At 63.6% G+C, this 13,601-nt stretch carries 13 protein-coding genes and 1 pseudogene; 10 read left to right on the top strand and 4 right to left on the bottom strand.

Annotated features, from left to right (window positions below; translation table 11 throughout):
- Positions 1–161: 161 nt before the first annotated feature.
- The 4 genes and pseudogenes from VWY60_RS17875 to VWY60_RS17860 all read left to right on the top strand — a co-directional run.
- Positions 162–441, top strand: a pseudogene (locus VWY60_RS17875) (transposase); the annotation flags it as partial.
- Between the two features lie 260 nt (positions 442–701).
- Complete coding sequence (locus VWY60_RS17870; RefSeq protein WP_416541320.1) at positions 702–1,787, top strand: Hint domain-containing protein; 1,086 nt, start codon at positions 702–704, stop codon at positions 1,785–1,787.
- A 280-nt stretch (positions 1,788–2,067) separates the two neighbouring features.
- Positions 2,068–2,688 carry a 30S ribosomal protein S4 gene (rpsD, locus tag VWY60_RS17865; RefSeq protein WP_072505221.1) on the top strand — a complete coding sequence of 207 codons (621 nt, stop codon included), beginning with the start codon at positions 2,068–2,070 and terminating at the stop codon, positions 2,686–2,688.
- A 206-nt stretch (positions 2,689–2,894) separates the two neighbouring features.
- Positions 2,895–3,479: a PA14 domain-containing protein gene (locus VWY60_RS17860; RefSeq protein ID WP_416539151.1), complete on the top strand. Its 585-nt coding sequence runs from the start codon at positions 2,895–2,897 to the stop codon at positions 3,477–3,479.
- Between the two features lie 42 nt (positions 3,480–3,521).
- On the opposite strand, the gene VWY60_RS17855 is transcribed toward VWY60_RS17860, so the two are convergent.
- Positions 3,522–3,983 carry an Lrp/AsnC family transcriptional regulator gene (locus VWY60_RS17855; protein WP_340546268.1) on the bottom strand — a complete coding sequence of 154 codons (462 nt, stop codon included), beginning with the start codon at positions 3,981–3,983 and terminating at the stop codon, positions 3,522–3,524.
- A gap of 152 nt (positions 3,984–4,135) precedes the next feature.
- On the opposite strand from VWY60_RS17855, the gene hisC reads away from it, so the two are divergent.
- From hisC to VWY60_RS17840, 3 genes are read left to right on the top strand one after another with little or no spacing between them, the layout of a single operon-like run.
- Positions 4,136–5,221, top strand: a complete 1,086-nt coding sequence (hisC, locus tag VWY60_RS17850; RefSeq protein WP_416541319.1) for a histidinol-phosphate transaminase — start codon at positions 4,136–4,138, stop codon at positions 5,219–5,221.
- A complete protein-coding gene (locus VWY60_RS17845) occupies positions 5,218–6,138 on the top strand; it encodes a prephenate/arogenate dehydrogenase family protein (protein WP_416541318.1) in 921 nt (306 codons plus the stop codon). Before hisC ends, VWY60_RS17845 begins: the two co-directional genes overlap by 4 nt.
- On the top strand, positions 6,135–7,010 hold the full coding sequence (locus tag VWY60_RS17840) for an extensin family protein (protein ID WP_416541317.1): 876 nt from the start codon (positions 6,135–6,137) through the stop codon (positions 7,008–7,010). Before VWY60_RS17845 ends, VWY60_RS17840 begins: the two co-directional genes overlap by 4 nt.
- Here the strand turns inward: VWY60_RS17840 and VWY60_RS17835 are convergent.
- On the bottom strand, positions 7,007–8,008 hold the full coding sequence (locus VWY60_RS17835; protein WP_416541316.1) for a DUF2125 domain-containing protein: 1,002 nt from the start codon (positions 8,006–8,008) through the stop codon (positions 7,007–7,009). The two genes, VWY60_RS17840 and VWY60_RS17835, sit on opposite strands and share 4 nt — an antisense overlap.
- A gap of 67 nt (positions 8,009–8,075) precedes the next feature.
- On the opposite strand from VWY60_RS17835, the gene VWY60_RS17830 reads away from it, so the two are divergent.
- From VWY60_RS17830 to VWY60_RS17820, 3 genes are all read left to right on the top strand, one after another.
- Positions 8,076–8,606 (top strand): gamma-glutamylcyclotransferase, encoded by a 531-nt coding sequence (locus tag VWY60_RS17830; protein WP_340546263.1) that lies wholly within the window; start codon positions 8,076–8,078, stop codon positions 8,604–8,606.
- 78 nt (positions 8,607–8,684) lie between these two features.
- On the top strand, positions 8,685–9,866 hold the full coding sequence (locus tag VWY60_RS17825) for a biopolymer transporter ExbB (RefSeq protein WP_340546262.1): 1,182 nt from the start codon (positions 8,685–8,687) through the stop codon (positions 9,864–9,866).
- A gap of 3 nt (positions 9,867–9,869) precedes the next feature.
- Positions 9,870–11,837, top strand: coding sequence for a peptidoglycan -binding protein (locus VWY60_RS17820; RefSeq protein WP_340546261.1), 1,968 nt, complete (start codon positions 9,870–9,872; stop codon positions 11,835–11,837).
- A gap of 16 nt (positions 11,838–11,853) precedes the next feature.
- On the opposite strand, the gene VWY60_RS17815 is transcribed toward VWY60_RS17820, so the two are convergent.
- Both VWY60_RS17815 and VWY60_RS17810 read right to left on the bottom strand, forming a co-directional pair.
- On the bottom strand, positions 11,854–12,423 hold the full coding sequence (locus VWY60_RS17815; protein WP_416541315.1) for a DUF2087 domain-containing protein: 570 nt from the start codon (positions 12,421–12,423) through the stop codon (positions 11,854–11,856).
- A 207-nt stretch (positions 12,424–12,630) separates the two neighbouring features.
- A complete protein-coding gene (locus tag VWY60_RS17810) occupies positions 12,631–13,596 on the bottom strand; it encodes a M23 family metallopeptidase (RefSeq protein ID WP_416541314.1) in 966 nt (321 codons plus the stop codon).
- Between the last annotated feature and the right edge of the window lie 5 nt (positions 13,597–13,601).

Below are 13,601 nucleotides of genomic sequence, written 5' to 3'. Positions count from 1 at the left end.
TATACCAGATAAAATAAACAACATGGCGCCCCAAGGGGCGCTTCTGGCGTTCGTAGCACTGGATGTGTGGAAACACAGATTTGGCCCGAGAAATATGGACAGTTGAGTTAGGTGGATTTCCCGCTCCTGATCCGGCAGCGTGCCGGGACGAAGGAGTAACGATGGCAAGACGACCCAGACGGAACCACAGCCCTGCATTCAAGGCGAAAGTCGCATTGGCAGCTTTGAAGGGCGACAAAACGATGAGCGAATTGGCGACGCAGTTTGACGTTCATCCAAACTAGATCAAGCAATGGAAAGACCAGCTCCTAGGCCGCGTGACAGATGTTTTTGACGACAAGCCGAAGGCGTCGAAGGAGCTCGAGATCGATGTCAAATCGTTGCACGCGAAGATTGGCCAGTTGACGCGGAAAACGATTTTTTGGGCGAAGTGCTCGCCAAGGCCAGTCTGTTGAGAACGCTTGCGGGGTCTCACGGCAGACGCAATGCTCCAGCCCTTGTCGCTCCCAGTCCTGCCAGCCGACAACCACCATCCCTTTCGTCCTTCCTCATGTGAGCTGTCTTGAAATCGTAGGCTGCATCTCTTTGACCATAAAGGACGAGGGACTGTGAACCGTTCTGGTGATGTGGCTTTTGTGGGCGGGCGGTTTCTGTTAACGTTGGTTTAACAACAATACCGCCAGAGACAGGCAGTCGAGCATATGCAAACAGGCTTTCGAGGCACCTACGTCATTTCGTGGGGGCAGACCGAAGTGGATGGTCTGCCGGGGGCGCCGGTGTCGGCATTGGCCGCCGGGGCCAGCTGGCGCTGGCGCGGGGCGCCGCTGCGGGTCGACGGGCCTGGCAATCTCCTGGAACTGGAACCTGGCGATGCGGAGCGGGATCTGCGGCGCAACGCGGCGCGGTCCGTGCGCCGGTTGGTCGGGCTGGCGATCGAACCCGGACCGCAGGGGCGGGACCGCCCGGCTGCCCGGCCGGAGGAGGACCGCCCGGAGACGGTGCTGCGGGATCGTTATTTCGTGGTGACCGACGGGCGGCGCAATTACACGGTGACGCTGATCGATGTTGGGCCCGTGCAGCGGCCGCTGTTGATGTTTGTCGATTCTCAACCTCCGAACGACAGGGATCTGTGGGTCGTCGATGTGCGGCTGGACACAGGCGACCGACGCGATGTGCGGTCGCATACCGGCGTGATCTGTTTTACCCCCGGAACCATGCTGCGCACCCCTGCGGGGGCGGTACCGGTTGAACGGCTGCAGGAAGGCGACTGGATCCAGACCCGCGACAGCGGCGCCCAGCAGATCCAGTGGATTGGCGCGCGGCGGATGACCGGCGCACGGCTGTTCGTCGCGCCCGAGCTGCGCCCGGTGCGGATCAGGGGAGGGGCGCTTGGCATCGAGCGGCCCGATGCGGATCTGCTGGTCTCGCCGAGCCATCGCATGCTGCTGCGGGGGCCGCATGTGCAAAGCCTGTTCAACACGCCCGAGGTGCTGGTTGCGGCGCGCGATCTGATCAATGGTCGCGAGATTACGGTCGATACGCAGCTGCGCGAGGTCACCTATATTCATGTCTTGTTGGCGGAGCATCAGGTGCTGTGGGCCAATGGGGTCGAGACGGAGAGCTTTCACCCCGCCCAGGCGGCGCTGAGCGCGCTGCGCGATGAGGATCGCGCCCGGCTGTTGCAGCAGCTGCCGGATCTGGAAGTCGATGCGATGCGCTATGGCGAATTCGCGCGCCGCAATCTCAGCCAGCCGGAGGCGGCAATCCTGCGACATGCAGCAGCCTGACCGCCTGTCGGCCGCGCGCTGAGACCGTGCGACTGCGCGGCTGGCGGAGCCGTTTTTCCCTCTGCCTTTGGCAAGGCGTGATAGGGGCGGAAAAGCTGGTTGACTCTCTCTCGCCCTCGTCTATACACGCGGCTTCATTGGTGTTGGCGGCTCCCGCAAGGGAATGCCTGTCATGCCCGAAGAGCGCAAGGATCACCCGGTCCTTCGCGACACGGAGCAAGAGGACAACGCCCTTCGATGCAGCCCTTTGGGGTGCGACCAAAACTGAAGGAGATCAGCCGTGACCAAACGCACGTCTGCCAAGTACAAAATTGACCGCCGTATGGGCGAAAACATCTGGGGCCGTCCGAAGTCCCCGGTGAACCGTCGTGAATACGGCCCCGGCCAGCACGGCCAGCGCCGCAAGGGCAAACTGTCCGATTTCGGTATCCAGCTGCGCGCCAAGCAGAAGCTCAAGGGCTACTACGGCGACCTGACCGAGAAGCAGTTCCGTCGCATCTACGCCGAAGCTGAGCGTGTTAAAGGCGACACCGGTGAAAACCTCATTGGTCTGCTGGAGCGCCGCCTGGACGCGGTTGTGTACCGTGCCAAATTCGTTGCAACCGTTTTTGCGGCCCGTCAGTTCGTGAACCACGGTCACGTTCTGGTCAACGGCAAGCGCGTGAACATCCCCTCCTACCGCGTGAAGGAAGGCGATGTGATCGAGGTTCGCGAGAAGTCCAAGCAAATGACCGCACTGCTGGAAGCTGTTCAGCTGGCAGAGCGTGACGTTCCCGACTACGTCGAAGCCGACCACTCCAAGATGACCGCCACTTTCGTGCGCGCACCGGGCCTGTCCGACGTGCCGTACCCGGTTGTGATGGAACCGAACCTGGTCGTCGAATTCTACGCCAAGAACTAAGTCCTGTCCGAACCGGAAACGACAGAAAGGGGCTGCCATCTGGCGGCCCCTTTTTCATTTGCCACCGCAGCGGAGGGTCACTGGTGATCGCCTGGGGTGACAGGCGCTACCCGCCGCTGCAGCCATTTGCGATTGCCAGCTGCCCCTTTGCGGACCTATCCTTTTTGCAGACGCCCGCTCAGAGGCGATGAACAGGAAGGTAGACGATGAAAATGACCCGTATTCTGGGGATGGCTGCGATGGCAGCTGTCACCGCAACACTCACAGCAACACTCTCATGGGCGGCGCCCCTGCGCCTGACCCCGGCCAACCCGCAACCGACGGGGCTGAAGCCGGGTCTGTCGGTGCGCTATGCCTATCCTGACGACGTCAAGACGCTGCGCGCCGCTGCCAAGGCGCTGGAGGCCGGAGCCGAGGTCGGACCGCCGCTCAAGGGGCTTGATTATCGCGACACCAGCATCGGGCAGAATGCCCTCACCTCCAAACGCTCGGAGCATGTCGCGGCTGACATCCGTGGCTATGTGCGTTTTGATGCGCCGGGCATCTATACGATTGATTTCCTCACCAATGATGGCATCCGGGCGACGATCGGCGGCAAGGTGGTCGGCAAATTTGATGGTCGGCAGACCTGTCAGGAGACCTTTGCCCAGCAGGTGGAGGTGCCGCAGGCCGGCTGGTATCCGATCCATGTGCTGTATTTTCAGCGGCTGAATACCTCCTGCCTGCATATGCGCATGGGGCCGCAGGGCAGCCGTGTCACCTGGATGCCGAACAAGGCTTTTGGCCGCTGACAGGACTGCGGATTAGCGGTGACCGGTTGCGGGCGCCTGCGGCTATAGCGGCAGCGGGCGTCCTTCGGCGATGGCTTCCATGGCGAAATACGACGTGACGCTGTCCAGCTCAACACCTTCGATCAGGCGCTGGTAGACCTTGTCGTAACTGGCCATATCCTCGGTCACGACCTTCAGCTGGTAATCGTAATCGCCGCCGATGCGGTGGAAATCGACCACCTCGGGGATGGTCAGCACATGGCGGCGAAAGGTCTGCAACCATTCCGCCGAATGGTGACGTGTGCGCAGCATCACAAAGACCACCAGATCCAGCCCCAGCTGCTTGCGGTCCAGACGGGCGGTGGTGCCCTGCATCAGGCCGCTTTCGCTCAGGGTTTTCAGGCGTCTCCAGCAGGCGTTCTGCGACAGGCCGACCTGCTCTGCCAGATCGCGCTGCGAGAGGCTGGCGTCACGCTGCAGGGCGCGCAGCAGGGCCAGGTCGATGTTATCCAGCTTATGGGTCATAGCCCCATCATGGCGGCGGGCATGGCGGAGTTCAATCACTCAGTGCAGCCAACGGACGGGACCGGGACATTGCAATCCGGCAAGAGGCGTCTTGCCGCTTTCCCATTGCTGCCAAGGCGGTTATTACGAGGCGGCATCAAGGAGCATCTACCATGACCCACATCGCGCCGCAGCCTGGCATATTGGACATCGCCCTTTATGAGGGCGGGGCTGCCCATGTGAAAGGGGTGAGCAATGTGACCAAGCTCTCCTCCAATGAAAACCCATTGGGGCCAAGCCCGAAAGCCATTGAGGAAATGCAGGCGGCGGTCTCTCAGATGCACCGGTATCCGAGTTCCGATCACAGCGCCCTGCGTCAGGCGATTGGCGAGGTCTACGGCCTGCCGGCGGAGCAGATCATCTGCGGGGCGGGCAGTGACGAGATTATCACCTTTCTCTGTCAGGCCTATGCGGGGCCGGGGGATGAGGTTCTGTTCACCGAGCATGGCTTTGCCATGTATCGCATCAGCGCCCTGGCGGCCGGGGCGACCCCGGTCGAGGTGGCGGAACGCGAACGCGTCACCGATGTCGATGCGCTGCTGGCCGGATGCAGCGAGCGCACGCGGCTGGTCTTCATCGCCAATCCCAACAATCCCACCGGCACGATGATCGGCACCGCTGATCTGGCCCGGCTCGCCGATGGTCTGCCTCGGGGAGCACTGCTGGTGCTGGATGGCGCCTATGCGGAATATGTCGAAGATTATGACGCCGGGGCTGAGCTGGTGGCCAGCCGCGACAATGTGGTGATGACGCGCACCTTCTCCAAGATCTACGGGCTGGGTGGCGCTCGGGTCGGCTGGGGCTATGCGCCGAAAGTCATCATTGACGTGCTGAACCGGGTGCGCGGTCCGTTCAACCTGTCGTCCACCGCGCTTGCCGGGGCGGAGGCAGCGGTGCGGGATACGGAGTATACCGAACATTGCCGTCAGGAAAACGCCAAGTGGCGCGGCTGGCTGGCCGAGGCGCTGGCAGAGTTGGGTGTGCCCTCAGACACCTCCTGTGCGAATTTCATTCTGGCGCGCTTTGCCAGCCCGGAAGAAGCGGGCGCCTGCGATGCCTTCCTTCAGTCGCGCGGGCTGATCGTGCGCCGGGTGAGCGGATACAAGCTGCCCGCAGCGCTGCGGATCACCGTGGGCGATGAGACCGCATGCAAGCAACTGGTTGCGGCTGTGAAGGCGTTCAAGGATGGCGCGGCATGAGCGCGCCGATCTACAACCGCATCGCGCTGATTGGTCTTGGCCTGATCGCCTCCTCCATGGCACATGCCATTCGCCGTGGCGGGCTGGCAGGCGAGATCACCGGCTATGCCCGCAGCGCACAGACCCGCGACACCGCGCGCCGTATCAACCTGTGTGATCGTGTCTGCGAGACGGCTGCGGAGGCGGCGCAGGACGCTGATCTGGTCGTGCTCTGTGTGCCTGTGGGGGCGATGGATGCTGTGATGGCGGACATTGCGCCGGTGCTGAAACCCGGTGCCACGGTTTCCGACGTGGGGTCGGTCAAACGCCATGTGATCGACGCGGTGTTGCCGCATATCCCCGACGGGGTGCATTTCGTGCCGGCCCACCCATTGGCGGGCACCGAACATTCCGGGCCCGAGGCCGGGTTTGCCGAGCTTTATGACAACCGCTGGTGCCTGCTGGTGCCGGTAGAGGGCTGCGAGCGCGCCCCGGTGGACCGGTTGCGCCGGCTCTGGGAGGGGATGGGCTCCAACGTCGATGAGATGGACGCGGATCACCATGATCTGGTTCTGGCGGTGACCTCGCATGCGCCGCATCTGATTGCCTATACGATGGTCGGCGTGGCTGATGACCTGCGCCGGGTGACCGACAGCGAGGTGATCAAATACTCGGCTGCGGGATTTCGTGACTTCACCCGGATTGCCGCCTCCGATCCGACCATGTGGCGGGATGTATTCCTGACCAACAAGGATGCGACGCTGGAGATTCTGGGACGTTTCACCGAGGAGCTGTTTGCCCTACAACGGGCCATCCGCACCGGGGATGGGGAGCATCTGCACCAGTATTTCACCCGCACCCGGGCCATCCGCCGGGGCATTATCGAGGCCGGGCAGGACACGGCGGCGCCGAACTTCGGCCGCGAGACCAAGTCATGAGGCGCGGCTGGCGGTCGGGGGCGCAGGCGGTTGCGACGGCAGCCGGGCTGATCGTCATGATCGCCGTCAGCGCCGGGGCCACTGCGGCCAATGCGCCTGACCGCTCGCTGCGGCCCAATGCGCGCCCGGATCCGGCGGCTGTCGCCGCTTTGACGCCGACGCCCGCCGCTGCTGCGGTCACCGTTTCATCGGATCTGCGCCCGCAAGGGCGACCGCCGTCTGAACAGGCCGTCGCCATGGCTTCGCTGCGCCTGCCGATGATGCCGACCGGTCCAGAGGCCTCTCTGCGTCCGCATCTGCGGCCCGGCGATCTGGCGGAGAAAATCCTGTTCGGCAAACGCAAACGCCGCAAGACCTCGGTCTGCGGTGATATCGACATTCAGGGAGCAGAGGTGGGTGCCGTACCGGGGCGTCTGAACGGCTGCGGCGCAAAGAACGCGGTGCGGGTGCGCTCGGTTGCCGGGGTGACGCTCAGCCAGCAGTCGGTGATGACCTGCGACACCGCCCGCGCGCTCAAGAAATGGGTGGAGCGGGATGTGGTCAAGGCCTTTGGCCGGCGTGACAAGGTGGTGGCCCTGAGGGTGGCGGCGCATTATTCCTGCCGCACCCGGAACAACCGGCCGGGCGCAAAGATCTCAGAACATGGTCGGGCCAAGGCGATTGATATCTCGGGCTTCGTTCTGGAGAGCGGCAAGGTGATCACGGTGCTGAAGGGCTGGACCGCGCGCGCCACGCGCAAGGGGCTTCGGAAGATGTGGAAAGGTGCCTGTGGCCCGTTTGGCACCGTGCTGGGGCCGCTTTCGGACCGGTACCATCTGGATCATTTCCATCTGGACGTCGCCCGCCATCGCGGCGGTCCTTATTGCCGCTAGCGCAAGATCAGACGGGGCGCTGGACCGATCGGCAGCGGACCGAGCGTGACATAGCCGGAGCGCAAAGTCAGCGGCAGATCAAGGTCGCGATGGTTGCCGCCAAGCCCGGCAAAGACCCGCAAAACCTGCTCAATCCCGGAGCGCGCAGTCGGGTGCAGGCTGCCTGAGGCTTCGGCCATTTGCAGGATGTCCTGCCAGTTTTCAACCTGAAGCGCGAGATCGCCCTCTGGCAGGCCGGTCTCATCCAGACGCAGCTCGCCTGTCGCCTTGATGCGCATCGGGCCCCAGCGGGCCTCGGCCAGATGCAGCGAAATCTGGCGCGGCTGCGGGCGGCGCAGCTCAATCGCGCTGCGGTTCCAGCTGGTGTCGAACCCCACATTCATGTCGAGCGTGACCGTCTCCAGCCGCTCCGGAAGCCCCTCGGTCGCCGCTAACCGCTGGCGCAACAGCGGGTGAGGGGACACACCCTGCGCATCGGCGTGGATCTGGTAGTGGTTCTGCGCATCGGTCCGCGTCATCTCCAGCAGGACCGCCTGACCGCTCAGCTCGGGTTTGCCATTGCTCTGTACCGTCCAGTTTCTGGCCATCATGTGCAGCTGTTCCAGGTCCAGCGCGGATCCCGGTGCCAGTTGCAGCTCGGCCCGCAGCCCCTCGGCGTGCAGGATCGCGGTGCTGTCGAAATAGGAGAACCGTTGTGGTGTCGGCGGCAGCAGAAGCGTCACGGTGCCGGGCCAGAGTGCAAGGCTGCGGATGTCGAGCCAGTCGGCACGCCATGCGGTGCCGGTGCCCGGATCGGCGAGGGCCGGGGTGGTGATCCGGTGATGGTGATAGAGTGGATAGCCCGAGGTGCGCAGCGTGGCATAATCGGCCTGCCAACCCTGCCGCTGCTGCTCGGCAAACCAGCCATCCAGCCCCTGACGCAGGCCCCAGGCGGCAACCGCCCAGTAGAGGCTCCAGACGGAGATCGAAATGAGCAGCATTTTTGTCCAACGGATCATCATTCGGCCTCTTTTCTGGACGTGGGATTTGATGTTTATAGACCGCGATCAAAAAAGGGCCAGCGTCATGACCATGTGGGTATTTGGATACGGATCTTTGTTGTGGAATCCGGGTTTTCCGGTGGCCCGCCGCGAAGTTGCGACCCTGCCGGGCTATGCGCGGTCCTTCTGCATGAAGTCGATCCATCATCGCGGCAGCGAGGAGAAACCCGGTCTTGTGCTGGCGCTGGATGCCATCGAAGGGGCGGCCTGTACCGGAATCGCGCTGGCGGTCGAGGCTGGCCACGAAGAGCAGACCTTGCTGGAACTGCGGGCGCGGGAGCTGATTTCCTCGGCCTATGTGGAGAAGGATCTGACGGTGCAGCTGGCCAGCGGCGGGGAAGTTACCGCCGTGACCTATGTGATTGATCCCGATCATATCCAATATTGCGGCGGCATTAGCCTCGAAACTCAGGCGCAGATCATTGCCGAAGCGGTTGGGGGACGTGGCCCCAATACCGAATATCTGTTCAATACGGCCGAGCATCTGGCGGAGATCGGGCTTCGCGACGCTGATTTGGATTGGCTCGCGGCGCGTGTGCGGGATCTTGCGTCATAAAGCCTTGGCTCTTTTGAGGATTTGCCTATAGGCTCCGGTTCTGCAAGAGCACCAAAAAAAGTGTCAGGAGCCACAGCTATGGCGCAGCCAGACCGCGAAAGCAGACCGCAGTTTTCCCAACCGGTACGCCAGATTATCATGATGCTGATCGCTCTCGGGCTGTCAGGGTTCGGGGCCTTTGTGGCGCTGCCGCGCGTTTTGCCGGTGTTTGAAGCCAACCCCTGGCTCAACGGGTTTATCGGTCTGGTGTTTGTTTTCGGCGTGATGGCCTGTTTCTGGCAGGTGCTGCAACTGATCGGGTCGGTACGCTGGATCGAGGCTTTCGCTGCCGGGGTCGCCAGAGAGGATGTTCGCCCGCCGTCGATGCTGGCACCGCTGGCGTCGCTGTTGCGGTCGCGGGGCGCGCGGATGCAGCTTGGCTCATCATCGACCCGCTCGATCCTCGATTCCGTTGCGACCCGGATCGACGAAGAGCGTGAAATTACACGCTATATCGTTAACCTGCTGATTTTCCTTGGCCTTCTGGGGACGTTCTATGGTCTTGCGACCACGGTGCCAGCGGTGGTCGATACCATCCGCAGCCTCGCCCCGCAGGAAGGCGAGGAAGGGATCGCAGTGTTCAACCGGCTGATGACCGGGCTTGAGGCGCAGCTGGGCGGCATGGGCGTTGCCTTTGCCTCGTCTTTGCTGGGGTTGGCGGGATCGCTGATCGTCGGGCTGCTTGAGCTGTTCGCAGGCCATGGTCAGAACCGGTTCTACCGTGAGCTTGAAGAATGGCTGTCGTCTTTTACCCGCGTCAGCTTTTCCTCAGGCGAGGAGACAGGCGGCGGTGAAAACACGGCACTTGCAGGTGTGCTGGACAGCATGACCGAGCAGATGGACGCGTTGCAGTCGATGTTTGTGCAAACCTCCGAAGCCCGCGCCGGGGTGGATCAGAAACTGTCCGAGCTGGTGGATGCGATTACAGATATGAACCGGCGGCAGGACCAAACCGAAGGCACGGCCCGGGCGCTGGAGCGGGTCGCAGTGGGGCAGGAGGCCCTGACCGAACTGATGCGCGCCCATGGCGATGTCGGGCTGGATGCCGAAAGCCGGATGCGGCTGCGCTCTATCGACGTCCAGATGCTGCGCATCCTCGAAGAAATCTCCGCCGGCCGTCAGGAGAGCCTGGCGGAGCTGCGCAAGGATATCGACCTCCTGGTCAAGGCCTTTGCCCGACCGCGTGGATTGGGTCGCACCGCACGCGGCTCCGAGGACTAAGCGATGGCCCTGTCACGTCGCACCGGACAGCGTTTTCAGGCCTCGATCTGGCCCGGGTTCGTGGATGCGATGACGGGCCTGTTGCTGGTCCTGATGTTTCTTCTGACCATCTTCATGGTGGTCCAATTTGTGCTGCGCGAGACGATTTCGGGGCAGGAAAGTCAGCTGGATGAACTGGCCGCGGAAGTCGGGGCGCTGGCGGATGCGCTTGGGCTGGAGGAGCGGGCCAACAGCCAGTTGCAGGCCCGTCTTGGCGCCTTGTCGGCGACGCTCGGCACCACGCAGGGCGCGCTTGAGGCTGCCGAGGCGGAGCTGTCGGCGGCGCGCGGAGAGATCAGCGATTTTGAGGCGCAGGTTGCGCAGCTGTTGCTTCGCCAGGAGGAGGCCAATGCCACGATCAGTGATCTGACCGCACAGCGCGCGGCGTTGCAGGCCTCGCAGTCTGAACTGGAAGGCGAGCGTGACGCGCTCTCGCAGGCGCTGGCTGCCAGCCGCAGTGAAATCGACGCCCAGACGGAGGCGGCCCGGCTGGCTGCGGCCAAACGCGAGGCGCTGGAGGCACTGGTTGCCGATCTGGAGACTACGGCGGCGGATGCCACGGCAGCGGCGCAGCAGCTGGAAACGGAGCTCACCTCTGCCGAGGCAGCGCGCCTTGCGGAGGCGGCTGCCGCCGAGGCGCTGCGCAACCGGCTGCAAGATGCGGATGCCGAATTGACCGCCATGACCCTCGCGCTTGAGGCGCAGCGGCAGGCCGCCGAGGATACGCTGACATTGCTTGCCGCTGCTGAAACGGCCAAGGACCAGCTGGATGCGCGGCTGGCCGAGGTTCTGGACGCGCTCGACAGCGCACAGGCAGCGAGCGCGGACCGGGATGTTCTGGCCGAGCGGCTGACCCGTGTCTTGGCGCAGCTCGATGCCACACAGACACGCGCCGACAGCGAGGTCGCGGCATTGCAGGAAGAGCTGGACCGGCTGCGGCAGAGCCGTGACACCGCGCAATCGGATCTTGAAACCACCACGGCGGCGCAGGCCGAATTGGAACAGCGCCTGCTGGAGGCGCTGGGCAAATTGGAACAGGCCAATGCAGCTGCTGCGGACCGGGATCTGTTGCAGCAGCGATTGCTGGCGGCCCTGAGCGACGGCAAGGATCAGGCCGCCGAAAGCGCCGAGCTGGCGAGCCTTGCAGAGCAGCGTGCCGCCCTGCTGGCACAGGCCCGCGAGAGCCTGAACGCCGAGCAGGCCATATCCGAGGAGGCGCGGCGTCAGACCGCACTGCTGAACCAGCAGGTTGCCGCCCTGCGCGAACAGCTTGGCGGTTTGCAGGCTCTGCTGGACGATTACAAAGCCCGTGATGCAGCACAGTCGGTGCAGATGCAGAACCTTGGCCAGGATCTGAACGCTGCCCTGGCCCGGGCCGCCGCCGAGGAACGCCGACGTCGGCTGCTGGAAGAGAGTGAGCGCAAGCGACTGGAGGCTGAGGCAGAGCAGCTCAGCTCCAAGGCGCAGGATCTTGAGCAGTATCGTTCAGAGTTCTTTGGCAGGCTGCGCGATGTGCTGGGTAATCAGGAAGGGGTGCGGATCGAAGGCGACCGTTTTGTCTTTGCCTCGGAAGTGCTGTTTGCCCCCGGAAGCGCCGATCTGTCGCTGGAAGGGCGGGCTGAAATCGCCAAGGTCGCAGGGATCCTGCAGACCGTGGCAGCGGCCATTCCGCCGGAAATCAACTGGATCATCCGGGTTGACGGGCACACCGATGACACCCCGCTGGGGGTGCACCCGAAATTTGCCGATAACTGGGAGCTGAGCCAGGGCCGCGCGCTGTCGGTGGTGCGCTACATGGTGCAGGCGCTGGGCATCCCGCCCGAGCGCCTGTCTGCCAATGGATTTGGTGAATATCAGCCGGTGAATCCAGCCCCGACTGCGGCTGCAAGGGCGCAGAACCGCCGGATCGAGCTGAAATTCACCGAGCGCTGAGGTGCCATTGCCGGTGCTACCGGCGCGTGATCTGCGCTGCTGCCTGGGTGCGCTGTTTGCGGCGGGCTGCCAGTCGCGAAATCAGTGCTTTGGCTTCGGCGGTGGGCTCCTGTTCGATACGCCTGTAGTCGCTGCCATCGCGTTGCCGGGTCAGCAATCCACAGGAAATCATGGTGCGCCGCAGGGTTGCGGGATCGTGGAAGCGATGTTCGCCGATCAGCAGCGCATTCACCTGCGCCTCCTGCAACGCCCTGTCGGCCGGAAAGACCGACCAGAGCCCAAACAGCGCAAGCGTCTGCACGGCGCGTTTTGACGGCCAGCGCAGCAGCCGCCCGTGATCATCGAAATGGCCCAGCGTGCGTTCGATCAGCCGATGATCAGCCGCCGGCGCCATTGTGGTTTTCGTCAGCCGTCGGGCCGCTGCCTGTATGGCGCGCTGGTGTTGCAGGTTCTGAAAACCGGCGGCGCGGGCGAGCATGTTCATCAGTGTCAGATGCGAGGGGCTGGCCTCGCCCAGTTGCCGGGACAAGGCGCGGGAGAAATGGGACAGGTCATCCACCTGTAGGGGAAGCGGTTTTCGGGTCATATTGCATCCAATCGGCGCCTGTGCGGGTCGTTGGTCGCTGTCCTGACGACGCGGCGCCATCTGCAATGGAAACCGTTCGGTGATATGGCAGGTTTAGCTCTCCCATGCGGGAGCAGCGACGCCTCGGTGTCTGCCGACCGTGGCAGCAGATTAGCCGCTGAGAGCGGCAAGGCCAAGAGGGCTTGGCCCCGCCGTGTCGGTGAAGCCCTATTTCACCGTCATTTCCTGGCGCTGATCATCTACGACCTGGCCGTCGCGCAGCAGTGTCGCGGTTGCGATGTAGCGGCCGGGTTGCAGCCCCGATCCACGGATCCGTTTGCCCGCGGCGCGGTACAGCTGCGCTTGGGTTTTTTCCAGCGGTTCGGTCTGCTCCAGCAGGGTGCCCTGCGGCCCGTCGATACGCAGCACCAGATGGTCACCGCTGCGGGCGCCGAAGGCATAGGCCCAGAACACGATTGCGCCGCTGCCGGATGCCAGCGGCGACTGATTGGCGATCCCGGCCTTGATCGCGGCAAATTTCGGAACATGGTCGGCAAAGCCGCTGCCCAGAAAGCCGCCGGCCTGATAGGTGATCTCCTCGGCCCAGAGCGGCGCGCCGATGTCGGCACCGCAGCCCTGCTCCATCCGGGGGCCAAAGGGGTCTATGGTGACACCATCCTTGCGCACGGAAAGATGCAGATGGGGAAACTGGGTGTTGCCGGAGAGGCCGATTTCCCCAAGCGGTGTGCCGGCCGTGACCCTGTCGCCGGAGCTGACCTGGATGGACCCACGTTTCATGTGGCAATACTGAGTTTCCCAGCCGCCGCCGTGGCGCAGCAGAACCCCGTTTCCACATTCCCGCCCCTCGATCGCGGGGTCGCCCGGCCCGCTGGAATAGCGGTCCTCCATCCCGTCGCGGCTGCCGACCACGGTGCCATCCGCCGCGGCAAAGACAGTGACGCCGGCCTCCATGTCGCTGAGATAGGGCAGGGCGATATCCGTACCCTTGTGGCCGTCATAGGTGAGGGGATTGCAGGTGAAATCCTGTGTCGCCGGTCCGATGGCGCGATCGACATATTGCTGGATCTGGCAGCTGTCGCCTAGGGTGCAATCGACCGGCCAGTCCAGAACGAGATCGCTCGCCGCGACGGGCGCGGCGAGCGACGAGAGAAATGCCAGGGGCAAAAGACGCATTGGCT

The organism is Phaeobacter sp. JH20_26 (genome assembly GCF_048056275.1).
Taxonomy (GTDB): domain Bacteria; phylum Pseudomonadota; class Alphaproteobacteria; order Rhodobacterales; family Rhodobacteraceae; genus Phaeobacter; species Phaeobacter bryozoorum.
The sequence above is the reverse complement of the archived record's forward strand: the minus strand, read 5'-3'. Positions and strand labels throughout refer to the sequence as shown.